The organism is Anaeromyxobacter sp. SG64, assembly GCF_022690745.1.
Lineage (GTDB): Bacteria > Myxococcota > Myxococcia > Myxococcales > Anaeromyxobacteraceae > Anaeromyxobacter > Anaeromyxobacter soli.
In genome coordinates this window covers 1-23,878 of the sequence record NZ_JALCZB010000067.1, presented here as the reverse complement: position 1 = coordinate 23,878, position 23,878 = coordinate 1, and the positions used below count along the sequence as shown (strand labels likewise).

At 75.2% G+C, this 23,878-nt stretch carries 20 protein-coding genes; 12 read left to right on the top strand and 8 right to left on the bottom strand.

All coding sequences use genetic code 11. From position 1 onward, the window contains the following. Positions 1-130 precede the first annotated feature (130 nt). Both MNZ29_RS17260 and MNZ29_RS17255 read right to left on the bottom strand, forming a co-directional pair. Positions 131-808, bottom strand: a complete 678-nt coding sequence (locus tag MNZ29_RS17260) for an Hsp20/alpha crystallin family protein (RefSeq protein ID WP_242341203.1) — start codon at positions 806-808, stop codon at positions 131-133. Positions 809-1,032: 224 nt separating this feature from the next. Further along, positions 1,033-2,262, bottom strand: a complete 1,230-nt coding sequence (locus MNZ29_RS17255) for an MFS transporter (protein ID WP_242356078.1) — start codon at positions 2,260-2,262, stop codon at positions 1,033-1,035. A gap of 99 nt (positions 2,263-2,361) precedes the next feature. Here MNZ29_RS17255 and MNZ29_RS17250 point away from each other — a divergent pair, with 99 nt between their 5' ends. Further along, positions 2,362-3,264, top strand: a complete 903-nt coding sequence (locus MNZ29_RS17250) for a LysR family transcriptional regulator (RefSeq protein ID WP_242340294.1) — start codon at positions 2,362-2,364, stop codon at positions 3,262-3,264. 158 nt (positions 3,265-3,422) lie between these two features. Continuing rightward, positions 3,423-5,036 carry a GMC oxidoreductase gene (locus MNZ29_RS17245; protein ID WP_242340295.1) on the top strand — a complete coding sequence of 538 codons (1,614 nt, stop codon included), beginning with the start codon at positions 3,423-3,425 and terminating at the stop codon, positions 5,034-5,036. 120 nt (positions 5,037-5,156) lie between these two features. Here the strand turns inward: MNZ29_RS17245 and MNZ29_RS17240 are convergent, their stop codons facing one another. Continuing rightward, a complete protein-coding gene (locus MNZ29_RS17240; protein WP_242340296.1) occupies positions 5,157-7,055 on the bottom strand; it encodes a 4-alpha-glucanotransferase in 1,899 nt (632 codons plus the stop codon). 255 nt (positions 7,056-7,310) lie between these two features. On the opposite strand from MNZ29_RS17240, the gene MNZ29_RS17235 reads away from it, so the two are divergent. From MNZ29_RS17235 to MNZ29_RS17215, 5 genes are all read left to right on the top strand, one after another. Further along, entirely contained in the window at positions 7,311-9,332 is a 2,022-nt protein-coding gene (locus tag MNZ29_RS17235) for an alpha-1,4-glucan--maltose-1-phosphate maltosyltransferase (protein WP_242340297.1), read from the top strand. 17 nt (positions 9,333-9,349) lie between these two features. After that, a complete protein-coding gene (glgB, locus tag MNZ29_RS17230) occupies positions 9,350-13,009 on the top strand; it encodes a 1,4-alpha-glucan branching protein GlgB (protein WP_242340298.1) in 3,660 nt (1,219 codons plus the stop codon). Positions 13,010-13,316: 307 nt separating this feature from the next. Continuing rightward, positions 13,317-13,724, top strand: coding sequence for a response regulator (locus MNZ29_RS17225; RefSeq protein ID WP_242356076.1), 408 nt, complete (start codon positions 13,317-13,319; stop codon positions 13,722-13,724). Further along, positions 13,721-15,184 (top strand): sensor histidine kinase, encoded by a 1,464-nt coding sequence (locus tag MNZ29_RS25040; RefSeq protein ID WP_242356074.1) that lies wholly within the window; start codon positions 13,721-13,723, stop codon positions 15,182-15,184. Before MNZ29_RS17225 ends, MNZ29_RS25040 begins: the two co-directional genes overlap by 4 nt. 127 nt (positions 15,185-15,311) lie before the next feature. Next, positions 15,312-17,456 carry a beta-propeller domain-containing protein gene (locus MNZ29_RS17215; RefSeq protein ID WP_242340301.1) on the top strand — a complete coding sequence of 715 codons (2,145 nt, stop codon included), beginning with the start codon at positions 15,312-15,314 and terminating at the stop codon, positions 17,454-17,456. Here the strand turns inward: MNZ29_RS17215 and MNZ29_RS17210 are convergent. After that, positions 17,443-18,066, bottom strand: a complete 624-nt coding sequence (locus MNZ29_RS17210; protein ID WP_242340302.1) for a DedA family protein — start codon at positions 18,064-18,066, stop codon at positions 17,443-17,445. The two genes, MNZ29_RS17215 and MNZ29_RS17210, sit on opposite strands and share 14 nt — an antisense overlap. A 27-nt stretch (positions 18,067-18,093) precedes the next feature. After that, positions 18,094-18,486: a TraR/DksA family transcriptional regulator gene (locus MNZ29_RS17205; RefSeq protein ID WP_242340303.1), complete on the bottom strand. Its 393-nt coding sequence runs from the start codon at positions 18,484-18,486 to the stop codon at positions 18,094-18,096. Positions 18,487-18,562: 76 nt separating this feature from the next. Between MNZ29_RS17205 and MNZ29_RS17200 the strand changes: the two genes are divergently transcribed. Both MNZ29_RS17200 and MNZ29_RS17195 read left to right on the top strand, forming a co-directional pair. Further along, complete coding sequence (locus MNZ29_RS17200; RefSeq protein WP_242340304.1) at positions 18,563-18,760, top strand: hypothetical protein; 198 nt, start codon at positions 18,563-18,565, stop codon at positions 18,758-18,760. Positions 18,761-18,851: 91 nt separating this feature from the next. After that, positions 18,852-19,868, top strand: coding sequence for a zinc-binding dehydrogenase (locus tag MNZ29_RS17195; RefSeq protein WP_242356071.1), 1,017 nt, complete (start codon positions 18,852-18,854; stop codon positions 19,866-19,868). 31 nt (positions 19,869-19,899) lie between these two features. Here the strand turns inward: MNZ29_RS17195 and MNZ29_RS17190 are convergent, their stop codons facing one another. Both MNZ29_RS17190 and MNZ29_RS17185 read right to left on the bottom strand, forming a co-directional pair. Beyond that, on the bottom strand, positions 19,900-20,385 hold the full coding sequence (locus MNZ29_RS17190) for an aminoacyl-tRNA deacylase (protein WP_242340306.1): 486 nt from the start codon (positions 20,383-20,385) through the stop codon (positions 19,900-19,902). A gap of 185 nt (positions 20,386-20,570) precedes the next feature. Beyond that, positions 20,571-20,900, bottom strand: a complete 330-nt coding sequence (locus MNZ29_RS17185) for a hypothetical protein (RefSeq protein WP_242356069.1) — start codon at positions 20,898-20,900, stop codon at positions 20,571-20,573. 254 nt (positions 20,901-21,154) lie between these two features. Between MNZ29_RS17185 and MNZ29_RS17180 the strand changes: the two genes are divergently transcribed. Next, a complete protein-coding gene (locus MNZ29_RS17180) occupies positions 21,155-21,676 on the top strand; it encodes a hypothetical protein (RefSeq protein ID WP_242340308.1) in 522 nt (173 codons plus the stop codon). Positions 21,677-21,700: 24 nt separating this feature from the next. Here MNZ29_RS17180 and MNZ29_RS17175 read toward each other — a convergent pair whose 3' ends face one another. Then, entirely contained in the window at positions 21,701-22,369 is a 669-nt protein-coding gene (locus MNZ29_RS17175) for a hemolysin III family protein (protein WP_242340309.1), read from the bottom strand. Positions 22,370-22,533: 164 nt separating this feature from the next. On the opposite strand from MNZ29_RS17175, the gene MNZ29_RS17170 reads away from it, so the two are divergent. After that, positions 22,534-23,247: a TIGR02206 family membrane protein gene (locus MNZ29_RS17170; protein ID WP_242340310.1), complete on the top strand. Its 714-nt coding sequence runs from the start codon at positions 22,534-22,536 to the stop codon at positions 23,245-23,247. Between the two features lie 4 nt (positions 23,248-23,251). Then, positions 23,252-23,722: a DUF2721 domain-containing protein gene (locus MNZ29_RS17165; protein ID WP_242340311.1), complete on the top strand. Its 471-nt coding sequence runs from the start codon at positions 23,252-23,254 to the stop codon at positions 23,720-23,722. Positions 23,723-23,878 lie beyond the last annotated feature (156 nt).

The window sequence follows — 23,878 nt, the reverse complement described above, 5'->3', positions numbered from 1 at the left end:
GTTCCATCGGCGCGCGAGGGTAGCGCGTCGCAGTCGCTCCGGAGCGCCTGGCGCCGCTGCAAAGACGGGGCTCTGCGGCCCCCCGGCGGGCGCCGGTGCGCCGAGCTGCGCGCGCGGCAAGCCGCCGCGGTCAGTGAACGCTCTTCCCCTCGCCGCCTCCCCGGATCTCGATGCGCTTGCTCTGCGCGCGTCCCTTCGGAAGGGGCAGGGAGACCTCGAGCACTCCGTTCTCGAACCGCGCGTCGGCCTGCTCGGGATCCACGCCCTCGGGGAGCGGGATGGCGCGCCGGAAGGATCCGTAGCTCCGCTCGGAGCGGTAGAACCCCGCCCCCTCCTCCTTCTGCTCGCGCCGGCGCTCGCCCTCGATGACGAGCGCATCGTCCTTCACCTCGACGTGGAGATCGTCCTTGGAGAGCCCCGGCAGGTCGGCCCGGACCACGAGGTGGCCCTCGCGCTCGAGGACGTCGATCTCGGGAGTCCAGAGCCCGCCGCGGGAGAGCGCCTCGCCCCCCCGCTCACCCCGCGGCATGAGCCCGCCCATCCCGAACCCCGCGTCCTCGAACATGCGATCGAAGTCGTCCATCATCCGGCGCATCAGCGAGAACGGGCTCATCGTGAAGAGATCGGAGCCCCGGAGCATCGGCGCTCGCGCCTCCCTGCGGGAGAGGCCTCCGCCCGTCCGCTGCTCCCCGGCGCGCTCCATCCCCTGCTGCTTCGGCGTCTCGCCCGCCTTCGCCGCCCGCTGCTCGCCCCCCGCCTGCCCCTGCGCCTTCTTCTGCTCCGCTCCCGCCGGGTTCTCGTTCGCCATGACCGCTCCTTCCGGACTCGCGTCCGGGCATGGTTCCGCGGCGTGTCGCGCACGCCCGCGTGGATGGGTCGGCTCGACGGTGGTGATCCGCGACCGGCGCCGCAAAGCCCCTCGCGCATTCGCCCGCGCGGACCTGGCGCGGCCGGAGCGGCGCCCGGTGAGCGGGCGGCGGCCTGCGCCACGCCCGCCCGAGGGGCTCCGTTCGCGCAGGATGGAGGAGAGCTTCAGGCCGCCGCGGCCGAGGGGGCGACTGCCGTGGCGGGGCGCCGCCAGAAGCGCAGCGCGAGCGCGAGCGTCGCGAGCTGCACGACGGCGACGAGCGCCACGCAGGCGGGCCAGCCGCCCGCGTGCCACGCGAGCGCGGGGAGCGCGCCGCCCGCGCTGCCGCCGAGGTAGTAGCAGGAGACGTACACACCGGAGGCGGCGGAGCGCATCTCGGCGGGCGCGGCGGCCTGGAGGTGGCTCGTGGAGGCGGACTGGCTCACGAACGCGGCGGAGCACGAGAGCGCGAGGCCGATCCCGATCACCCACAGGGAATGTACGAGCGTGAGGCCCCCGCCCGCCAGCGCTCCGGCGAGCGCCGCGGCGAGGCCGGCGCGCGGGCCGACGCGGTCGATCCAGCGGCCCGCGAACGGGACCACGAGCGCGCCGACGAGGTAGACCGAGAACATCCAGCTGAGCGCGCCGGCCCCGAGCCGGAACGGCGGCTCGGAGAGGTAGAGGGTCACGTACGTGAAGGTGGCGACGAGCGTGAAGAGGACGTTGAAGCCCACCGCGAACGTCGCGAGCAGGCGCGGATCGTCGAGGCGGCCGGCGAGGGCGCGCAGCGCCGCGAGCGGCGGGCCGCGCCGCGGAGCCGGGCGGCGCTCCGGCGGGAGGCCGCGGGCGACGGCGAGCGCGCCCGCGAGCGTGATCGCGCCGAGGGCGACGAAGGCGGCGCGCCAGCCAGCGCGCTCGGCCACGAGCGCCGCGACCACGCGGCCGAGGAACCCGCCCACGACGTTGCCGCTCACGACGATCGCCATCCCGCGCGCCAGGCCGCCCTCCGCCCACTCCGCCGCGACGTACGAGATCGAGACGGCGTACACGCCCGGGACGGCGAGGCCCTGCGCGAACCGCCACGCGAGGAGCGACCGCATGCCGGGGGCCGTCGCGGCGAGCAGGGTGGGGACGGACAGCGCGAACAGCGACCCCACGATGAGCCGGCGCCGCCCCACGCGCTCCGCCAGCGCGCCCACGAACGGCGAGGCGAGCGCGATGGCGATGGGCGGGGCGCTCACCGTGAGGGCCGCAGCGGCCTTGGAGACGCCGAAGGCCACGCCGAGGAGCGGCAGGAGCGGCTGCGTCGCGTAGACGTTCAGGAACGCGCAGATCCCGGCGAGCGCGAGCGAGAGGAGCGCGGCGACCGGGCCGGGTGGCCGGGGAGCCTGGGGCGGGAGAGGGCGGGAGGGCATCGCTGACCGGGCGCGGCCCGGGACGCGTGAACTTGCCGCGGCGGTCAGCAAGACGTCCAATATATCTTTCGTCGCGAATGATACTCTGGAGGTCTCACCGTGGAGCTCCGACACCTCCGCTACTTCGTGGCCGTCGCCGAGGAGCTGCACTTCGGCCGCGCCGCGGCGCGGCTCCACATCGCGCAGCCGCCGCTCAGCCAGCAGATCCGGCAGCTCGAGCGCGAGCTCGGCTTCGAGCTGTTCCTCCGGACGAACCGGCGGGTCCGGCTCACCGAGGCGGGCGGGACCTTCCTGCTGGACGCGCGGGGCATCCTCGAGCGCGTCTCCCGGGCGGCCGAGTCGGCGCGCCGGGTGGCGCGCGGCGAGGTGGGGTCGCTCGCGGTGGGGTTCGTCGCGTCCGCCACCTACGCGCTGCTCCCGCGCCTCGTCCGGACGTTCCGGCAGCGCCACCCCGAGATCGCGCTCACGCTCACCGAGCTCTCCACCGCCGAGCAGGTGGCGGCGATCCGGGCGGGCTCGATCCAGCTCGGCCTCGCCCGGCCGCCCGTCGGCGACGAGACGCTCCGGGAGGACCCGCTCGCGGAGGAGCCGCTCGTCGTGGCGCTCGCGGCACGCCACCCCCTCGCCGCGCGCCGCGCGCTCTCCCTGCACGCGCTCGCCGAGGAGCCGTTCGTGCTCTTCCCGCGCCAGCCACGGCCGGGCTGGGCGGACGAGGTCGTGAACGCCTGCCGCGCGGCGGGCTTCCGCCCCGAGGTCGCGCAGGAGACGCTCGAGCTGTCGACCACCGTCGCCCTCGTCGCGGCCGGGATCGGCATCACGCTCGTCCCCGAGTCGGCGCAGACGGTCCGGCTCCCCGGCGTGGTCTACCGGCCGCTGCGGAGCCCCGCCCCGCGCACGCGCCTCGTCGCCATCCACCGGCCCGAGGACCCGCGCCCGGTGGTGCAGCGCTTCCTCGCGGTCGCGCACGAGGTGATCGGCGCGGGCGCGGGCGGGCGCGGCTGAGCGACGTTCACTTCCTGGCCACGGGAGCGCGCGCGGCGCCGCCCTTCCAGCGGACGGGCGGGGGCCCTCGCGGGCGGCGCAACCGGGACCCGGGCCGGCTGCCCTGGCAGGCGAGGCTCCGCTCGCGCGCGGCCCGCCCGCTCTGGCAGACTGCGGGCGTGCGCGACGCGCTCGACTACGACTTCATCGTCATCGGCTCCGGCTTCGGCGGCGCCGTCTCCGCCCTCCGGCTCAGCGAGAAGGGCTACCGCGTCGCGGTGCTCGAGATGGGGAAGCGCTGGGGTCCGGATGACTTCGCGGCCACGAACTGGAACGTCCGCAAGTCCCTCTGGATGCCGCGGCTGCTCTGCTACGGCATCCAGCAGATCTCGGTCCTGAAGCACGTGCTCGTGCTGCACGGCGCGGGCGTGGGCGGTGGCAGCCTCGTCTACGCGAACACGCTGCTCGAGCCGCCGGCGCGCGCGTTCGAGGACCCGCGCTGGCCGGCGGGCGTGGACTGGGCGGCGTCGCTCGCGCCCCACTACAGGACCGCGCGCTTCATGCTGGGGGCGACCCCGGCGCCGGAGACGTTCCCGGCCGACGAGCTCTTGCGGCAGGTGGTGGAGGAGGAGACGGGGCGCGGGAGCACGTTCGCGCGCCACACGGTGGGCGTGTACTTCGGCGAGGCGGGCCGGACGGATCCGGATCCGTTCTTCGGCGGGGAGGGGCCTCCGCGCACCGGCTGCACGCTGTGCGGCGGCTGCATGACGGGGTGCAAGCACGGCGCGAAGAACACCCTCGACCGGAACTACCTCTTCCTCGCCGAGCGGCGCGGCTGCGTCATCCACCCGGAGACGAAGGTCCTCGACGTGCGGCCGGCGCCGGGCGGCGGCTACGAGGTCCGCACCGTCCGCTCCACGCGCCCGCTCTCGCGGCGGACGCGGGTGCTCCGCGCGCGGGGCGTGGTCTTCGCCGCCGGCGCGCTCGGGACGGTGAACCTGCTCCTGCGCTGCCGGGAGCGCGGCAGCCTCCCGCGCCTCGCCGCGCCGCTCGGCGACTACGTGCGGACGAACAGCGAGGCGCTCCTCGCGGTCACCGCGCGGGGGGACGCCGTCGACTACAGCCGCGGGATCGCCATCACCTCCGGGATCGACGCCGACGCGGACACCCACGTGGAGATCGTCCGCTACGGCAAGGGCCACGACGCGATGGCGCTCCTGTCGACGCACCTCACCGGCGCCGGACCGCCCTGGCCGCGCTGGCTCCGCTGGCTCGGCAACGCGGTCCGCCATCCCCTCGACTTCGTCCGCGCCCACTGGCCTTTCGGCTGGGCGCGACGCACGGCGATCCTCCTCGTGATGCAGCCGCTCTCGAGCCACATGCGGCTGCGGCTCGCGCGGCGGCCCTGGGGCAGGGCGCTCTCGAGCGAGCTCGCCCGGGGCCAGGCGCGGCCCCCGACGTACATGCCCCTCGCGAACGCCCTCGCCGCGCGGATGGCGCGGAAGATGGGCGGCGTCCCGCAGAGCGGCCTCCACGAGGTGTTCCTCGGCGCCTCCAGCACGGCGCACATCCTCGGCGGCGCGACGATGGGTGCCACGCCGGAGGACGGGGTGTGCGATCGGACGGGGCGGATCTTCGGGTACGAGGACCTCTACGTGGCGGACGGGAGCCTCGTGCCGGCGAACCTGGGCGTGAACCCGTCGCTCACCATCACGGCGCTGGCCGAGCACGTGATGAGCGGGATCCCGGTGAGCGGGGAGGGTGCGGGGAAGCCGGCGCCGCGGCCGGGGTGACGGATGGGTGGGCGGTCGAGGTCGCGGTCGAGCGCCTCGCTCGCGAGCGCGGCGAGGTGCGGCTGGCCTGCCGGCGCCGTCGGCCGCCCGCGGCGGGACGTTCGCCTGCCGAGCGTCCGCTCAGCGCGCCGGGCGCGCCGCGGCGTCGAGCCCGGCGAGGAGCTCGCGGTGAAGGGCGACGAACCCGGCGCCCCGCGCGCGGAGCGCCCGGGCGAGCGCGCCCGGGAGATCGAGCGCGCGGTTCGCCCGGACGCGCGCGGCGTGCTCGGTCCGGACGTCGTGCGGGATGCGGAGCGACCAGTTCGCGCCGGACACCGTCCCCGGCACGTTGTACGGCGCTCGCGAGCCGAGGAGGTCCGTGAAGTGGACCATCACGTGCCGCGCCGGCCCGACGAACAGCTCCGCGAAGCGCGCCTGCGCGAGCGCGGCAGGATCCGCCGCGATGGCGCGCGCCCAGGCCGCGCGATCCTCGTTCTCCGCGAGGAGACGCGACGCGAGGTGCTCGGCGTGCCGCCCGGACGCTCCCGTCTCGACCCAGCGCTCCGCCTTCGTCCACACGGTGGGCGTGTCGTGGTTCCCGAGCATGATCCAGTCCTCGGGTTTGGCGTTCTCCCCGCGATAGACGTCGCGAGGATCGTCGAGGTTCGCCTTCTGGGTCACGCGGAACCGGCCGAGGCCGTGCCGCGCGATGACGCGCGCGAGCGGGTACGGCTGCGTGCTCAGGATCTCGCAGGCGACGTCGCGCGGCTCGGGCACCGCATCCATGATCACGTCGAAGAGCGCCCCGTAGCGCGCGACCTGGTCCTCGTCGAGCGAGACCACCCGGTCGTCCGCGTGCCGTGGCACGCCGGGGTTCACCTGGTCGGCGCGCGCGATCGCGAGGGCGGCGAGCTCCGGCAGCTCGGGAGAGCAGAAGAGCCGCGCCCCCGCCCGGACCGCCGCGCCGGGCTCGCCGCCGGCGCGGTAGACCCACGGCGCGACGAGGCCGTGCGGGTGATCGACGCGGAGCCCGTCGTGCTCCGCGAGCACCTTGCGGACTCGCGCGCGCAGGAACCGGACGACCGGCCCGTCCGCGCGCCCGCCCGACGCGTCCGTCTCGAAGTAGCCGCGCGGATCGAGCACCGCGAACCCCCACGGCTGGCCCTCCGGGTCGGTCCTGCTCGGCGGCGCGCCCATGCGCCATCCGTCGAGGACGAGCCCCTGCGCCGCCCAGACGTCGCGCTCGGACATCCCCACCTGGAGGTCGGCGTGGAGCGCGAGCCCGAGGGCGCGGGCGCGAGCGCGGAACGCGGCGTGCTGCTCGTGCGCGAGGAGCTGCACGAGGGCGTGGTCCTCGACCTCGCCGCGGTGGCGCGCGAGCAGGGCCTCCCGGCGGCTCGCGCCGGCCGCCCCGGCGCCGGGCCCCGGGGCGAAGAGCTCGCGGTCCTCGCGGCTCGGCCACGCGCGCCAGCTCGCGCCACCGTGCTCCCGCTCGAGCACCTCGTACAGCGCGTCCGGGACGAGCCAGCCGGCGTGCTCCGCGCGGAATGCCGTGAGCCGCGCCGCGAGCTCCGCAACAGGGCCCCCCGCGCCCGCCGCGCGCGCGGCGCGGAACCGCGCGGCGACCTCTGCGAGGGCGCGCCGCATCGCGGCGAACGCGTAACCGTACGCCACCCGGTCGCCGCCCGGCCGCGCGGCGACGAGCTCGGCGAGCGTCTCCTCCCGGAGCAGGCACGCCCACTCCGGGCGCGTGAGCGGCGCGAGCGCGATCGAGAGCGGATTGCGAGAGAAGAGGGTGCCGTCGTAGGGCGACGGATTCGACGCGGAGGTGGCGCCCGAGGGGCCGAGCTGGAGGCCGTCGAAGCCGAGCGCGGAGGCGAGCTCGAGCAGCTCGACAGCGCCGTCGGCCGAGGGCGAGCCGCGGCCCACGTCCTCGCCGGGGAGAGTGGGGAAGGCGGCGTCGTGGACGCCGAGGAGGAGGCGGCGGATGCCGAGCGCTTCGAGCGCCTCACGGACGAGCCGCCGGGCGGGGGGGGACAAGGCGGCGAGAGGCTAGCACGGACCACGAGCGGAGACCTTGCACGGCGGGGGAGCGGGAGGGCGGACGGGGGGGAAATGGGCGAGGGGGCGGGCGACCGCGACCGCGACCCGACCTCGACCTCGAACCTCGACCCCTGCCCGCCCGCGAACGGGAGATGTCCGCCCGGCCGCTCCCGCGCCGGACGGCAGCGCGCCATGCGCGGCGCGGTGGGCCACCCACAGATTGCACTCGAGCCCCGCGCCCGAGAGGTGGACATGGCCAAGCGCGCACGCCCGGAGGCGGCCCAGCCGCCGGCCGAGCGCCCGCCACGCGTCGTCATCGAGAACGTCGCCCCGGAGATCGACGCCGGCCGCTTCCCGGTGAAGCGGACGGTGGGGGAGCAGGTCGTCGTCGAGGCGGACGTGTTCACGGAGGGGCACGACGCGCTCGTGGCCGTCCTGCGCCACCGGCGCGAGGGCGAGCCCTCCTGGACGGAGGTCGCGATGGCGCCGGTGGGGAACGACCGCTGGCGCGCGTCCTTCGCCGTCCGGGCGCTCGAGCCGCACCGCTACACGATCGAGGCCTGGGTGGACGCGTTCGGGAGCTGGGCGCACGGCTTCGAGAGGAAGCTGGCGGCCGGCGCGGTCGAGCCCGTGGACCTGCTCGTCGGGGCCGAGCTCGTCGAGCAGGCGGCAGCGCGGGCGGAGGGCGACGAGGGCGCGCGGCTGCGGGGCTCTGCGGCGGCGCTCCGGGGGGATGCGCCGCTCGAGGAGCGGGCGCGGCAGGCGCTCGATCCGGAGCTCCGGCTCGCCGTCGCCCGTCACCCGGATCGCAGCGGCGCGGCGCGCCATGCGCGGGAGCTCGTCGTCTCGGTGGATCGCGAGCGCGGTCGCTTCAGCGCCTGGTACGAGCTGTTCCCGCGCTCGGCGTCGCCCGAGCCCGGCCGCCACGGGACCCTGAGGGACGTGGTCGATCGGCTGCCATACGTCGCCTCGATGGGCTTCGACGTCCTCTACCTCCCGCCCATTCACCCGATCGGGCGCGCCTTCCGCAAGGGCCGGAACAACAGCACGGAGGCGACGCCGGTGGACGTCGGCAGCCCGTGGGCGATCGGCGGGCCCGAAGGCGGGCACACCGCGATCCACCCGGAGCTCGGCACGGCGGAGGACTTCCGGCGGCTGGTCTCGCGGGCGCGCGAGCTCGGCCTGGAGCTCGCCCTCGACGTCGCGTTCCAGTGCTCGCCGGATCACCCGTGGGTGAAGGAGCATCCGCAGTGGTTCCGGCGCCGCCCGGACGGGAGCGTCCAGTACGCGGAGAACCCTCCCAAGAAGTACCAGGACGTCTACCCGCTCGAGTTCGACAACCCGGACTGGCGCGCGCTCTGGTCGGCGCTCCTCGACGTCGTCCTGCACTGGGCGGACGAGGGGGTGCGGATCTTCCGGGTCGACAACCCCCACACGAAGCCGTTCCGCTTCTGGGAGTGGCTCATCGCCGAGGCGCGGCGGACGCGGCCCGACCTCGTGTTCCTCGCCGAGGCGTTCACGCGGCCGAAGGTGATGTACCACCTCGCGAAGCTCGGCTTCACGCAGTCCTACACCTACTTCAGCTGGCGCAACACGAAGGGGGAGCTCACGCAGTACCTCACCGAGCTCACGCGCAGCCCGGTGAAGGACTTCTTCCGCCCGAGCTTCTGGCCCAACACGCCGGACATCCTCCCCGAGCCCCTCCAGTACGGCGGCCGGCCGATGTTCCAGGCGCGGCTCGTGCTCGCCGCGACGCTCGCGGCGAGCTACGGGATCTACGGCGCCGCGTTCGAGCACATGGAGGGGCGCGCCGTGCGCTCCGGGAGCGAGGAGTACCTCGACTCGGAGAAGTACCAGCTGCGCAGCTGGCAGCTCGACCGCGAGGACAGCCTGCGCGACTTCATCGCGCGCGTGAACCGCATCCGCCGGGAGCACCCGGCCCTCCAGTCGAACGAGCGCCTCGCGTTCCACCCGATCGACAACGAGCAGCTCATCGCCTACTCCAAGGCGAGCGAGGACCTCTCCGATCTCGTGCTCGTGGTGGTGAACCTCGACCCGCACCACGTCCACGCCGGCTGGCTGGAGCTCCCGCTCGAGCTGCTCGGGCTGCGCGGCGACGAGCCGTACCAGGTCCACGACCTGCTCGGCGGCGGCCGGTACCTCTGGCACGGCGCGCGGAACTACGTGGAGCTCGATCCGGCGAGCGCGCCGGCCCAGATCTTCCGCATCCGCCGCCGGGTCCGGACCGAGCGCGACTTCGACTACTTCATGTGAACGGGCCGAGGGGGCAGATGGAGGAGTCGCTCGCGACGATCACGACGGGTGGGCCGTGGGACGGGATCCTGGAGCCCGGCCCGGCGCGGGAGCGCCTCGAGGAGGTGCTGCCGCGCTACCTCCTGGGCCGGCGGTGGTTCGGCGGGAAGGCCCGCCACATCCTGCGGGTGGCGGTCCTGGACGTCGCGCGGATCGGCTCGGGGCCGGGAGCGCCGAGCCTCGTGCTCCTCGCCGTCTCGTACGCCGAGGGCGCGCCGGAGGTCTACTCGCTCCCGCTCGCCTTCGCCTCCGGCGCAGCGGCGGACCGCGTCCGCGCGGACCTCCCCGGAGCGGGGGTCGCGGCGCTCCGCGCCGGCGGTCAGCCGGGCCTCCTCTACGCGACGGATCGCGACCCGGCCTTCTCGCGCGCGCTCCTCGACGCCATCGCGCACGGCCGCACGTTCCGGGCGCGCGCCGGCACGCTCGTCGCCTGGCCGACGCAGGCGTTCGCGCGCGAGGCGCCCGGGGTCGAGGCGCTCGCCCCGGCGCCGCTCGGCGCAGAGCAGAGCAACACCTCCATCCGCTTCGGCGAGCGGCTCGTCCTGAAGCTCTTCCGTCGCACGGAGGCGGGCGCGAACCCGGAGCTCGAGGTCGGCGAGTACCTCACCGAGCGGGCCGCGTTCCCGAACGTCCCGCCGGTGCTCGGCGCGGTGGAGTACCGGCCGTCGAGCGGCGAGCCCCGCGCGCTGGCGCTCCTGCAGGCGTTCGTCCCGAACCAGGGCGACGCCTGGACCTTCACGCTCGGCGAGCTCGCCGCGTTCCTCGAGCGCGCCGCCGGCACCGCGCCGCCCGCGCCTCCCGCCGGTCCCCTCGTCGAGCTCGCCGGCCGGGCGCCGCCGCCGGAGCTCCGCACGCTCGCGGCGCCGTCGCTCGACTCGGCCGGGCTGCTCGGCCGCCGGACCGCGGAGCTGCACCTCGCCCTCGCGCGCGGATCGGACGACGAGGCGTTCCGGCCGGAGCCGTACTCGCCGGAGGACCGGCGCGCGCTCCACGACGGGGCGGTCCGTCAGGTCCGCGGCGCGCTCGCGCTCCTCCGCGCGCGGCTCGGGACGCTCGCGCCGGACGTGCGCGCGCGCGCCGAGGCGATCCTCGCGCGCGAGGACGACCTCGAGCGGCGCCTGCGCTTCGTCCTCGAGCGACCGCTCACCGCGCTGCGCACGCGGACGCACGGCGACTACCACCTCGGCCAGGTGCTCTGGACGGGGCGTGACTTCGTCGTCATCGACTTCGAGGGCGAGCCCGCGGCGCCGCTCGCGGCCCGGCGCGCGAAGGGGTCGCCGCTGCGGGACGTGGCCGGGATGATCCGCTCCTTCCACTACGCGTCGTGCCAGGGGGCTGCTCGGCGCCCGGCGAGCGCGGGGGGTCGCCCCGAGGACGGGGGCCGGGCCGAGGCGTGGGCGCGGGTGTGGTATCCCTGGGTCGCGGCGGCGTTCCTCCGCGCGTACCTCGACGTCGCCGAGGGCGGGCGCTTCCTCCCCCGGGCCGGCGCGGAGGTGCGCGCGCTGCTCGAGCTGCACCTCACTGAGAAGGCGCTGTACGAGCTCGCGTACGAGCTCAACAACCGGCCGGAGTGGGTGGGGCTGCCGCTGCTCGGGATCGCCGGGCTCCTCGCCGCCGAGTCGGATCGAGACCGGGAAGGGGAGGAGAGCTTGCCGAGGAAGGGAACGAGGGGCGCGCCGCGCGCCGCCGCGCGCGCCGCAGGGCGGGCGCAGGAAGACGCGCCGGGCGAGGTGCTCGCGCGCGGTGGGCCCGGAGAGCTCGACCGGCACCTGTGGAACGAGGGGACGAACCACCGCGCCTACCGGACGCTCGGCGCGCACCTCGGCGCGTTCGACGGCGTCGAGGGCGCGTCCTTCACGGTCTGGGCGCCGAACGCCGAGCGCGTCTCCGTGATCGGTGACTTCAACGGCTGGGACAAGGCGCGCCACCCGCTCCGCCGCCTCGACGACTCCGGGCTGTGGCAGGGCTTCTTGCCCGGCGTGAAGAAGGGCGCGGTCTACAAGTACCACCTGCGATCGCGCGAGCGCGGCTACGAGGTGGACAAGGCGGATCCGTTCGGCCTCATGCACGAGGCCGCGCCGGGGACGCAGTCCGTCGTGTGGGACCTCGCGTACGACTGGGGCGACGACGCCTGGATGCGCTCGCGGCGCGAGCGGAACGGGCTCGCGAGCCCGATGAGCATCTACGAGGTGCACCTCGGCTCGTGGCGGCGCGTCCCGGAGGAGGGGAACCGGTCGCTCACGTACCGCGAGCTCGCGCCGCTCCTCGCCGATCACGCCGCGAGGATGGGCTTCACCCACGTCGAGCTGCTCCCGATCACCGAGCACCCGTTCTACGGATCGTGGGGCTACCAGACGACGGGCTACTTCGCGCCGACGAGCCGCTACGGCACGCCGCAGGACTTCATGTTCCTCGTGGACACGCTCCACCAGCGGGGCCTCGGGGTGATCCTGGACTGGGTCCCGTCGCACTTCCCGACCGACGCGCACGGGCTCGCGTACTTCGACGGCACGCACCTGTTCGAGCACGCGGACCGACGCCAGGGGCACCACCCGGACTGGGACAGCTTCATCTTCAACTACGGGCGCAACGAGGTGCGGAGCTTCCTGCTCTCCTCGGCGATGTTCTGGCTCGACGCGTACCACGTGGACGGCCTGCGGGTGGACGCGGTCGCGTCGATGCTCTACCTCGACTACTCGCGCAAGGCGGGCGAGTGGATCCCGAACCGTTACGGCGGCCGCGAGAACCTCGAGGCGATCGCGTTCCTCCGCCGCTTCAACGAGGTCGTGTACGCGGAGCACCCCGACGTCCAGACCATCGCCGAGGAGTCGACCTCGTGGCCGATGGTCTCGCGCCCGCTCTACGTCGGCGGCCTCGGGTTCGGGATGAAGTGGGACATGGGGTGGATGCACGACACCCTCGCGTACATGGGCCACGATCCCGTGTTCCGGCGCTTCCACCACAACGAGGTGACGTTCCGGATGATGTACGCGTTCTCCGAGAACTTCGTCCTCGCGCTGTCGCACGACGAGGTGGTCCACGGGAAGCGTTCCCTGCTCGACCGGATGCCGGGCGAGGGCCGGCAGAAGTTCGCGAACCTGCGCCTCCTCTTCGCGTACCAGTGGGCGCAGTCGGGCAAGAAGCTCCTCTTCATGGGCGGTGAGCTCGCGCAGGGCCAGGAGTGGAGCCACGAGCGGAGCCTCGACTGGCACCTGCTCGAGCGGGAGCAGCACGAGGGCGTGAGGGCCTGGGTCGAGGACCTGAACCGGCTCATGCGCGAGAGCCCCGCCCTGCACGTCCGCGACTTCGACCCGGGCGGCTTCGAGTGGATCGACGCGAACGACGCCGAGGCGAGCGTGCTGTCGTTCCTGCGCAGGGGAGGGGAGGCCGACCCCGAGATCCTCGTCGTCCTCAACTTCACGCCGGTGCCGCGCCAGAACTACCGGGTGGGCGTGCCGCGCGGCGGGTTCTGGCGCGAGGTCCTGAACAGCGACGCGTCCCGCTACGGCGGCGCCGGCTTCGGCAACCTGGGCGGGCAGGAGGCGGCGCCGGTGGGCGCGCACGGACGGCTGCACTCGCTCACCCTCACGCTCCCGCCCCTCGGGGCGCTGTTCTTCCGCCGCGAGCCGGGCGCCTGACGCCCCGGCCCTCCGGCGCCCTGCCGGACCAAGGCGGGCGGGCGGGCGGGACCCGTCGCGTGCGCCGGCGCCCCGGACCTCCCGGCGCCGGGGGGGGGGGGGGGGGGGGGGGGCCCCCGCCCGCCCCCCCCCCCCCCCCCCCCCCCGGCCCCCCCGGCCCCGGCCGGCCCCCGGGCGGGGGGGGGGGGGGGACCCGTCGCGTGCGCCGGCGCCCCGGACCTCCCGGCGCCGCGGCGGGCGAAGGGCGCCCGGGCCCCCTTCGGCCGCCGCCCCGGTTCCGCTATCCTGCGCCGGTATGCCTGCGGAGGTGCCGAAGCCGAGGGTCCTGGTGGTCGACGACGATCACGCCAACCTGCGCACGTTTCGCATCGTGTTCCGCGCGGAATACGACGCGACGCTCGCCCTGTCCGGAGACGAGGCCCTCTCCGAGCTGGCCGCGGGGAGCTTCGACGTCGCGCTCGTGGACTACGCGATGCCAGGCATGAACGGGCTCGAGCTGCTCGTCCGGATGCAGCGGGCGCACCCGGAGGTCGGCCGCGTCATGGTGACCGGCTACCCCGATCACCCGGAGCTCGCCGAGGCCGCACGCACCGGGATCGCCGCGGCGGTCGTCATGAAGCCGTGGGATCGCGACGCCCTCCAGCGCACGCTCGACGAGCAGGTCCGGATCGCGCGGGCGCGGCGCGCGGGGGCCTCCGGCGGCGACGCGCCGTGAGCGCCGGAGCCGCGAGCCCGGACCTCGAGGTCGGCTTCGAGGCCTCGTGCCTCGCGCGGGAGCGCTGGGAGGGCACGACCGCGGTCGTCCTCTCCGCGGTGCTCATCCCGCTCTGGATCGTCTTCGACGCGCTGCTCGAGCCGGAGTGGGTGCAGCCCTTCACCGCCATGCGCCTCGTGGCGACCGCGGTGGCCTCGATCTGCGTGGTCGCCATCCGCCGGGCGCGGACGACCCGCGGGCTGCGCGCGTGGGTCGTGCTGGCGCTGGCGGTGGGCGGCGCGTCGATCGCCCTGATGCTGCCGCACGTCCGGCACTTCCCGGCCTACGTCTTCGGCTTCTCGCTCTTCTTCTGGGGGGCGGGGGCGATGTTCTCCTGGCCGGCCCGGTGGTCCCTCGCGCTGTTCGGGTTCCTGCTCGCCGTGATGTCCTCGGGGTTCGCCGTGTGGCCGGACGCCCGCGAGCTCGCGGACTTCGTGGCGGCCGGCTTCTACATCGGCAGCGCGGGGGTCATCGCGACGATCATGACGCTCGTGCGCAGCCAGCTCGTGCGCGACGGCTTCGTCGTGTCGCACGAGCTCGCGATGCGCAACGCCGACGTCGAGCGCACGCTCGAGCAGCTCCGCGACGCGCAGGCGCGCCTCGTCGCCTCGGAGAAGCTCACCGCGCTCGGGCGGCTCCTCGCCGGCCTCTCCCACGAGATCAACAACCCGCTGAACGTGCTCCACAACAACCTCGACCCGCTCGGCGCCTCGCTCGGAGGCTTGCTCGAGGTCGCGCGCGCCGCCGAGGCCGCGACGGCCGCGGACCTGCCCGCGCTGCGCCGGCGATGCGCCGAGCTCGACGTGGACACCACCTCGAAGGACGTCCGGGACGCGACCGAGATGATGCGCGCGGCGATGGAGCGGGTGCGGCAGGTTCACGCCGATCTGCGGGCCTTCATCCGCGGGGACGCGCCCGGCATGGTGCTGGGCGATCCCGGGGAGGGGCTCCGCGCGACCGCGACGCTCCTCTCGCGCAGGTTGCCGGAGGCGGTCCGCGTGGAGGTGGACGTGGGCCCGCTCCCGCGGACTGCCTTCCAGCCCGGACAGCTCAACCAGGTCTGGCACAACCTCGTCCAGAACGCGCTCGACGCCGTCGGGGACGCGGGCACCGTCACGGTCCGGGCGCGCGCGGTCGGCGACCGGATCGAGGTCACCGTCGCGGACAGCGGGCCGGGTGTCGCGCGGGAGCACCAGGCGCGCCTCTTCGAGCCTTTCTTCACGACGAAGGGCGTCGGGAAGGGCACCGGGCTGGGGCTCGCGATGAGCTACCAGATCGTCGAGCGCCACGGCGGGGCCATGTTCCTCGACGGCGGCTACACGAACGGAGCCCGCTTCGTGATCCAGCTCCCGGTGCGCGCCGCCTCCGCGCTGCCGGTCCTGGCGGGGAGCGACCCGGGCGCGTCCCGCCGCGCGGGGTAACACGGCCGCGACTCCGTCGCCGCCGACCCGGACGAGCCGCCCCCGTACGGCGGACGGCCGGCGAGGAGGGTGAGCGTATCCTCGACGCACGCGGCGTGTGCTCCCGCCTCGTCGAGGAGGATCTCCCGTGCGTGCCACCGCCGCTCTCGTCCTCGCCGGCCTCGCCCTGGCCGGCTGTCACTCCGGCGCGGGCGGGCCGGAGGTCGCGATCGCCCGCGTCGGCCTCGACCCCATCGCCGGGTGCGAGGACCTCGCCCGCGCCCTCCGGGATCGCCTCGTCGCAGACATGGACCGCGCCCTGGACGCGAACCTGGCGACCGCGCTCGAGGGACGCTGCTGGGCCTACGGCGGCGCGGTCCCGCCCCTCGCGCCCGCGGGCGACGCGGGCGACGGGGGCGGCGCGAAGGCCTTTTCCGACACGAACGTCCAGGTCGCGGGCGTGGACGAGCCGGACCTCGTGAAGACCGACGGGAACCTCGTCTACGCGATCGGCGACGGGCGCCTCCAGATCGTGGACGCCTGGCCCGCCGCGGAGGCGCACCGGATCGCGGCGGTCGAGGTCGAGGGGACGCCGCGGCGGCTCCTCCTCAACGAGGGCCGCGTCGTCGTGTTCTCGTCGCTCTCGGCGCCCCCCCCGGAGCCCGGCCCGACCCCGGTCCCGCCCTCGGGCGGCGGCGGGGTGCCCGTGCCGGGGGGCACGACCGCGAGCCCGGTCGCCGTACCGGCCGGCGACTGTACCTACGGCTACGACTGCGTGCCCACGGGCGACGGGAACCCCTCGAAGATCACCGTGCTCGACGTCTCGGACCCGGCCCGGCCGCGCGTGCTCCGCGAGGTGACCTTCAACGGCTCGTACCTCGCGGCCCGGAGGATCGGCGCGTCCGTCCACGCCGTCCTCGCGCTGCCCGAGCGGACGGTGCCGGGCCTCGCGTACTGGCCGAGCACGTTCGTATGCGGTGACGGCACGTCGCCCCGGGCGATCCGCGAGGCCTTCGAGGAGCTCCGCCGCGCGAACCGCGCCCTCATCGAGGGCGCGGAGCTCGGCGCCTTCGTGCCCGCGGTCCGCGACGTCCGCCACGACGCCGGCGGCGACGCCGTGGACGCGGACGTGCTCGGGGCCTGCCCCGGCTTCCACGCCTCGGCGGAGGGGCTGGGGGTCGGGTTCGTCTCGATCGCCTCGCTCTCGACGGACGGCGAGGGCCCGCTCTCCGTGACGACCGTGCTCGGCCGGCCGGGCTTCGTCTACGCCGCGCCGGCGGCGCTGTACGTCGCGTCGCCGCACGCCTGGCGCGGCGGCGGGAGCTGGTTCTGGGCGGAGCCAGAGGCCTCCCCCGAGGCCACGACCGTGCACGCGTTCCAGCTCGCGGACGCACCCGGGCCGCGCGCCGAGTACCGCGCGAGCGGCGTCGTCGAGGGGCGGGTGCTGAGCTCGTTCTCGCTGGACGAGCACGCGGGGGCGCTCCGGATCGCCACCACGACCGGCCACTCGCCGGATCCCGCCGCGCACAGCGCAGTGGCGGTGCTGCGGGACGCGGGCGGGATCCTCGAGGAGGTCGGGCGGGTGGACGGCATCGCCCCCTCGGAGGACATCCGCTCCGTCCGCTTCGACGGCGTACGCGGGTTCGTCGTGACCTTCAAGAAGACCGATCCGCTGTTCGTGCTCGACCTCGCGGATCCGGCGGCGCCCGCCATCGCCGGGGAGCTGAAGGTCCCGGGCTTCTCCACCTACCTGCACCTCATGGATCCGGACCACCTCCTCACCCTCGGCTACGACGCGTCGGACCAGGGCGGGTTCGCCTGGTTCACCGGGATCCAGCTCCAGCTCTTCGACGTCGCCGATCCCGCCGCGCCGGCGCTCGCGTACCGGGAGCTCATCGGTACGCGCGGGTCCACCTCGCAGGCGGTGACCGACCACCTCGCCTTCAACTACTTCGCGGAGAAGGCGCTCCTCGCGCTGCCCATCGTCATCTGCGAGGGCGGCGACCCGGCCGGCGGCTACGGCGACCTCATGACCTTCAGCGGGCTGCGGGTCTACCGCGTCCGCGCCGACGCGGGCTTCACCTACCTCGGGGGCGTGGCGCACGCGACGCCGGAGACGCCCGAGACCTTGCGCGACGCGTGCTCCGGCTGGTGGACCGACGCGAGCACGCCGGTGAAGCGCAGCCTGTTCCTCGAGGACTTCGTGCTGTCGTTCACGGACGGCGAGGTGCGCGTCCAGGACACGCGCGCGCTCGGCGCGGATCTCGCGCGGATCGACTTCACCGCTCCGTGACGGCCTCGCCGGGACCGCGCACCGCCGCGGCCCGGCGGCGGCGCGCGCGCACCGCCCAGGCGACGAGGGCCGCGAGCGCCACGGCCGCGAGGATCCCGAGCTCGACGCGCCGCAGGTCGCGGTGGGCCTCCGCGAGGTGGTGCGAGGCGAGGTAGCCGACCGTCACGACGAGGGGGACGGAGACGAGCGCGGAGAGCCCGTCCGCGAGGAGGAAGGTCAGGCGCCGGACGCCGTGGGTCCCCGCGAGCGCGAAGGCCGGCAGGCGGAGCCCGGAGGTGTGGCGCGCGACCACGATGGTCCAGAACGCGTGGCGCTCGAAGTGCCGCTCGAGCCACGCGCGCCGCCCCGGCGTGAGCACGCGCCGCACCGGCCGGCTCTCCATGATCGCGTCGCCGTGCCGCCGGGCGAGCGAGTAGAAGAGGAAGTCGCCGCCGACGATCCCGACCCAGCAGGCGACGACCGACGGCACGAACCGGAGGTAGCCCTGGTGCGCGAGGACGCCGGCGGTGAGCTGGGTGAGCTCCTCGGGCAGGGGCACGCCGACGCCCGCTCCCACGAGGAGCGCCAGGATGGCCCCGTAGCCGAAGTGCTCGACGAACCGCTCGACCATCGAACGGTAAGGTAGCCCTCGCGGCGGTCAGCGGTAGTCGGTGAGCTTGCGGCGCGTGCCGCCGAGCCGCGGCTCGGTCTTCGCCTGGCACGCCGGGCAACGGGTCGCGTAGGGCATCACCGCGAGCCGCCCGGGCGCGATCTCCTCGTCGCAGTCCTCGCACAGCCCGAAGTCCTCGGGGGCGTTCGCGAGCTTCGCGAGGGCCCGATCGATCCGCGCGACGAGCTCCGCCTGGCCCTTGTTGCGCTGCGAGGCGAGCACCTGGAGCATCTCGGAGAGCGCCTGCGCGTCCTCGTCCGCCACGCCGGTCGTGGCGGGATCCGTCCGGTTGGGCTCGATCCGGGCCGGGCCGGTCCGGAGGAGCTCGGCGCGGAGCCGCTCGAGCGCCTTCTTCACGTTCGCGCGCTGCCCTGGGGTCATTCCGGTACACGACTACCGGAAGCCGGCGCCGGGCGCCAGCCGGAGCCGCGGCCCGGTCGAGGTATTCTCCGGGGCCATGGTCTGGCACGTCACCGTGGACGGAAGCCCCGCCTGCACCTCCTCCCTCGTCGGGCCGGACGAGCGGCTCGAGCCGCCCGTCTGCGGCACCCGCAACCGCGACCGCGCGGAGGACTACGCGCGGCTCCTGCGCGAGCGCCACCCGGAGGCGACCGTGGAGGTGGTCGCGCACGGCTGCCCGATGCGCGGAGAGTGAGCGGCCGGCGTGGCCATGGAGAGTGGCCGGGCCACGTCCGCACGGTTAGTTGGAGCCGGCGGTGATCCCTAAACGAACGTCCGAGGCCTTCATGCGCGCCATCCGCTATCACGGTCCGAAGAAGCCGCTGCAGCTCGAGGAGATCGCCACCCCCGCTCCCGGCCCCGGCGAGGTGCGGGTCCGGGTGACCGCGGCGGGCGTGTGCCACACCGAGCTCCACTTCCTGTCCGGCCTGCTCGACCTCGGCGTGGCGCCGCTCACCCTCGGCCACGAGATCGTCGGACGGATCGAGCGCGTGGGGGAGGGGGTCGAGCCGGCGCGCGTGGGGGAGCGGGTCATCGTCTACTACTACTCCGGCTGCGGCCGCTGCCTGCACTGCCTGCGCGGCGACGAGCACCTGTGTGACGCCCTCCGGGCGGAGCACGGCTTCGTCACCGACGGCGGCTTCGCCGAGTACGTGCGGGTCCCCGCGCGGAACGCGGTCCCGCTCCCGGACGCGATCTCCGACGCCGACGCGGCGCCGATCGGCTGCGGCGTCACCACCGCGGTCCACGCGGCCGGCCTCGCGCGCGTGGGCCTCGGGGACTGGGTGGTCGTGTACGGCGTGGGGGCGGTGGGGTTCGGGCTCGTCCAGGTGGCGCGGCTGCGCGGCGCGCGCGTGATCGCCGTCGGCCGGACCCCGCGGAAGCTCGAGGCCGCCCGCGCGCTCGGCGCCGACGCCACGGTGCGCGCCGGCGAGGAGGACGTCGCCGCGCGCGTCCGCGAGCTCACCTCTGGCCGGGGCGCCGACGTGGTGTTCGAGCTCGTCGCGACGCGAGAGACGATGGCCGCGAGCGCGCGCTGCCTCGCGAAGCGCGGCCGGCTCGTCTTCGTCGGCTACTCCGAGGACGCGCTCGAGATCCACCCGATCCAGCTCGTGGTCGGCGAGCAGAGCGTCCTCGGCTCGGTGGGGAACACGCTCGCCGAGCTGCGGGAGGCGGTCGAGCTCGTCGCCCAGGGGCGGGTGAGGACGATGGTCGACCGCGTGCTCCCGCTCGAGCGCTTCCAGGAGGGCGTGGACGCGCTCGCGGACGGGACCCTCCTCGGCCGGGCCGTCCTGAAGCCCTGAGGTTGGCGCGGGTGGCGCTAGGCCGCCGCGCTCATCCGCCGAACTCGGAGCGGGCGGACGCCATGCCGAGGCCGGCGATGGGGGTGACGCCCTCGCAGCGCATCCACTCGCCGGTGTCGAGCACGACCGCGTCCTCGTGCGTGCCCGCCGGCATCACGAGCTTCCGCTCCTGCAGGAGCACCTCGTCCACGAAGATCGGCACGCCGAACATCGCGAGCGGCGGCTCCGCCCCGGCCTCGCACGGCTCGAAGCGCGGCGTGAACTCCGACTCCGCGACGAGCTCGGCCGGGCGCCCCGTCGCCTCCTCGAGGGCCGCGAGGCTCACGCGGTCGGTGGCCGCCACGACGGCGAACGCGATGAGGCCGTCGAGGCTCACGACGACCGGCTTGGCGACGCGGTGGCCGCTCACGTGCTCGGCAGCGGCGAGCTCCTGCGCGGACATCGCCGTGCGGTGGGTGTGGTGCTCGTACCCGCGATGGCTCTCGCGCAGGTGCGTCTCGATCAGCGATGGGATCATGGCCCGTCCTCCTTGCCGTACATGCGCATTCTGCGGCCGACGCGCCTCCCTCGCGGCGGCTCGCGTGGGCGGTCCCCGCGGGCGGGGAGCCGGCCGGCGGGCGCTCGCGTCGAAGCGCCGCGGGCACGCGTTCGCGGGCCCCGCCGCTCGGGCGCGGGGGGTCCGGAGACGGGACGGCCGCGCCTTCAGGGCGACGAGGCCGCGGGGGTCTGCGGCGTCGCCGCGTGCCCCGGGCGGACGAGCGAGATGGCGAACAGCACGGCGCCGACGAGCGCGTTGCTGACGCGGGCGATGCCCGAGACGTGGGTGAGGAACAGCGCCCCGATCGCGAGCAGCACCGCGACCACCGAGATCACGTAGCGCAGGCCTGGCTTGCCCTGCGCGGCGAACGCAGCGACGGCGACAACGAGCGCCGAGATGGCCGTGAACGCGGTGGAGAACGGCGTCTGCGGGAACGCGAAGGCGGAGATGAGCAGCCACGTCGCAAAGATCAGGTTCAGGGTGACGAAGCGCATCGACAGCCTCCTTCCGCGAACGAGCGTCGGCCGATCGGTGGCCCGCGTCGAGGTGGCCTCCCGGAGCCGCTCGGACGCGGGACGCGGTCGCGGGCGTCCGTGCCTCCGGGCGCCCTTCGCCTCGCCTGCACCGGGCCCCTGGATCCCGAGGGGGCCGGTGTAGAGTCGCACGCGTGAAGACCCCCGATCGACGGCTCCTCCTGCGGGCGAGCGGCTTCTCCTGAGGCCCCGTGGCGGGCCTCGGCTGAGGCACCGTGCTCGCGCCCGTGCTGGCGCGCCTGTCCCTGCTCCCCGAGCTCGCGCGCGCCCAGGTGGACGCCGCCGGCCGGCTGTTCCTGCTCGAGCTCGCGCCCGGCGCCGATCCGGACGGCGCCCTCCGCGCCGCGCGCGCCGTCCTCGGCGATCGCGCGCGGCCGGTCGCCGACGTCGAGGCGCAGCTCGAGAGCCGCGCCCGGGGCGAGCGCTGGTTCACGGCGGAGGACATCCGCGGGCTGTCCTACGTCGAGGCGCGCGTCCTCGCGGCTCGCGTCTGCGACCGGGTGCTGCGGGAGGTGCCGCTCGAGCTCGCGCAGGCGGACCGGCTCGAGGATGCGGCGGTGGTCGAGATCCGCGCCGCGCTCGATCGCGTCCACGACGAGGGCGGGCGGACGTCGAGCGCGTGGTTCGACCCGGCGTGGCCCGCCATCGCCGCGGCGATCGCGGCGCGCCTGCGGGGGGGAGTGGACGCGGACGGGCTCGTCACGCTCCGCGAGGCGCTCCTGCGCGCGCGCACCTGACGGCGAGGCGCGGGCTCGGGGCGGTCAGCGCAGCGCGCGGATCGCGCCGGCGACCACGGCGAAGTGGCAGGCCGCCGCGGCCACCACGAGCAGGTGGAAGATCTCGTGGAACCCGAACACCGCGGGGAACGGATCCGGCCGTCGCAGCGCGTAGATCACCGCACCCACCGTGTACAGGAGCCCGCCGCCGAGGAGGAGCGCCAGGGCCGCGGGGCCGATGGCGGCGTGGAGCGCCGGCACCACCGGCACGACGAGCCACCCGAGCAGCACGTACAGCGCGGCCATGAGCGCCTTGGGGGCGGTCACCCAGGCGATCGAGAGCCCCACCCCCGCGGCGGCGCCGAGCCAGACCGCGGCGAGCAGCGGTCGCCCGCGGTCGCCGAGCAGGAGGCACAGGGGCGTGTAGGTCCCGGCGATGAGGAGGAAGATCGCGGAGTGATCGACGCGCCAGAGGATTCGCCGCGCCCGGGCAGACCAGGTGGGGCGGTGGTACACGGCGCTCGCGAGGAAGAGCGCGAACAGGCTCGCTCCGTAGGTGAGCGCCCCGGTGCGCGCGGTGCCCGTCTCCGCGTGGACGAACAGCAGCGCCCAGGCCGGAGCCGCGAGGTACGCGGCGATCTCGTGTGAGACGCCGCGGAGCCGCGGCTTCACGCGCGCCACCTCCGTCACCCCTGCCATCCGCTCCCCCGCCATCGCCGCTCCTCCGTCCTCTCTCGAGAGTTGCGGTGACCGCGTCACCGGGGCGTCATCGCGGCGCGACCGGACGGGGCGATGCCCGCGCGGTCGCGCGCAGCCGGGGGAGGACCGCACGGGGGAGGGTGGGGCGGCGGGCGCGCCTCCGCGCTATCGCACCCTCCGTGGGCACGCTCCGCCTCTTCGGCGCGACGCACCTCGCGATCCTCGCCGCCGTCCCCGTCGTGGCCGCCGCGCTCGCGGCGGCCGCCCGCGCCCGGCCCGGCCTCGCGCGGCCCCTCTGCCGCGCCATCGCCGCGGTGATCGCCGTGAACGAGCTCGTCTGGTACCGGCACGGCGTGTCGCTCGGCTGGCTGAACCCTCCGCACGGGCTGCCGCTCGACCTGTGCGACGTCGTGCTCTGGCTCGCGGTGTACGCGCTCGCGACGCTCAGGCCCTGGGCGCTCGAGGCGGTCTACTTCCTCGGCGTCGCCGGGAGCGGCATGGCGCTCGTCACTCCGGACCTGGCGGACGTGCCGTTCCCGTCCTACGCCGCCATCCAGTTCTTCCTCGCGCACGGGGCGATCGTCGCCTCGGTGCTGTTCCTGGTCCTCGCGGGGCTCCTCCGCCCGCGGCCGGGCGCGTGGTGGCGCACGCTCCTCGGCGTGAACGCCTACGCGCTGGCCGTGGGGGCCGTGAACGCGCGCTTCGGCACGAACTACATGTACCTGTGCGAGAAGCCGCGCTCGGGGACGCTCCTCGACCTGCTCGGCCCGTGGCCCGTCTACATCCTCGGCGCGGACGCCGTCGCGGCCGTGCTCCTGTTCCTCCTCTCCCTCCCGTTCCGTGGCGGGAAGGGGCGACGGAGCCGCGCGCCGGGCGAGCTTCGGCTACCATGAGCGGGTGCAAGGCGACGCCCACATCACCGACATCGCCCGCGTGATCCAGCTCGCGGTCGCGCCCGTGTTCCTCCTCACCGCGATCGGCACGATCCTCTCGGTCCTGTCCGGGCGGCTCGCCCGCATCGTGGACCGCGTCCGCATCCTCATCGACCGCGCGTCGAAGCTCCCGCGGGAGGAGCTCGGCTGGATCGAGCGGGAGATCGAGACGCTCCTGCGCAGGCGCCAGCTCGTGAACCTCGCCATCACCTCCGGCACGAGCGCCGCGCTCCTCGTGTGCGTGCTCATCGCGAGCGCCTTCGTCGGCTACCTCGTCGGCGTCGACTTCTCGATCTTCCTCGCCGTGCTGTTCATCGCCGCCATGGGCGCGTTCGTCTCCGCGCTCGTCCTCTTCCTGCGCGAGATCCTCATCGCGGTCTCCACCCTCAGCTTCGAGCTGCCCGGGGAGCGCGAGGCGGCCGGACGCGAGCGCTGAGGAGCGCTCCCGCCTGCGATCTCCGGGGCGGCCGGGCGCGCGCGTCGCGACGGCGCCCGGACCGTCCGGCGACGGCGACTCGCGGTCGATTTCGCTAGCGGCGGCCGGCGCGGCGCGTGCCGCGCCCGCCCGCGCGGCGGCGGCTGGCGGCGCTCT

Excerpts from the sequence above, each read along its gene's own strand:
- MNZ29_RS17235 (WP_242340297.1), top strand. The coding sequence starts at position 7,311 with ATGGCCAAGCGCGCACGCCCGGAGGCGGCCCAGCCGCCGGCCGAGCGC.
- glgB (WP_242340298.1), top strand. The coding sequence starts at position 9,350 with ATGGAGGAGTCGCTCGCGACGATCACGACGGGTGGGCCGTGGGACGGG.
- MNZ29_RS17190 (WP_242340306.1), bottom strand. The coding sequence starts at position 20,385 with ATGATCCCATCGCTGATCGAGACGCACCTGCGCGAGAGCCATCGCGGG.
- MNZ29_RS17175 (WP_242340309.1), bottom strand. The coding sequence starts at position 22,369 with ATGGCGGGGGAGCGGATGGCAGGGGTGACGGAGGTGGCGCGCGTGAAG.
- MNZ29_RS17210 (WP_242340302.1), bottom strand. The coding sequence starts at position 18,066 with ATGGTCGAGCGGTTCGTCGAGCACTTCGGCTACGGGGCCATCCTGGCG.
- MNZ29_RS17185 (WP_242356069.1), bottom strand. The coding sequence starts at position 20,900 with ATGCGCTTCGTCACCCTGAACCTGATCTTTGCGACGTGGCTGCTCATC.
- MNZ29_RS17195 (WP_242356071.1), top strand. The coding sequence starts at position 18,852 with ATGCGCGCCATCCGCTATCACGGTCCGAAGAAGCCGCTGCAGCTCGAG.
- MNZ29_RS17205 (WP_242340303.1), bottom strand. The coding sequence starts at position 18,486 with ATGACCCCAGGGCAGCGCGCGAACGTGAAGAAGGCGCTCGAGCGGCTC.
- MNZ29_RS17200 (WP_242340304.1), top strand. The coding sequence starts at position 18,563 with ATGGTCTGGCACGTCACCGTGGACGGAAGCCCCGCCTGCACCTCCTCC.
- MNZ29_RS17255 (WP_242356078.1), bottom strand. The coding sequence starts at position 2,262 with ATGCCCTCCCGCCCTCTCCCGCCCCAGGCTCCCCGGCCACCCGGCCCG.
- MNZ29_RS17260 (WP_242341203.1), bottom strand. The coding sequence starts at position 808 with ATGGCGAACGAGAACCCGGCGGGAGCGGAGCAGAAGAAGGCGCAGGGG.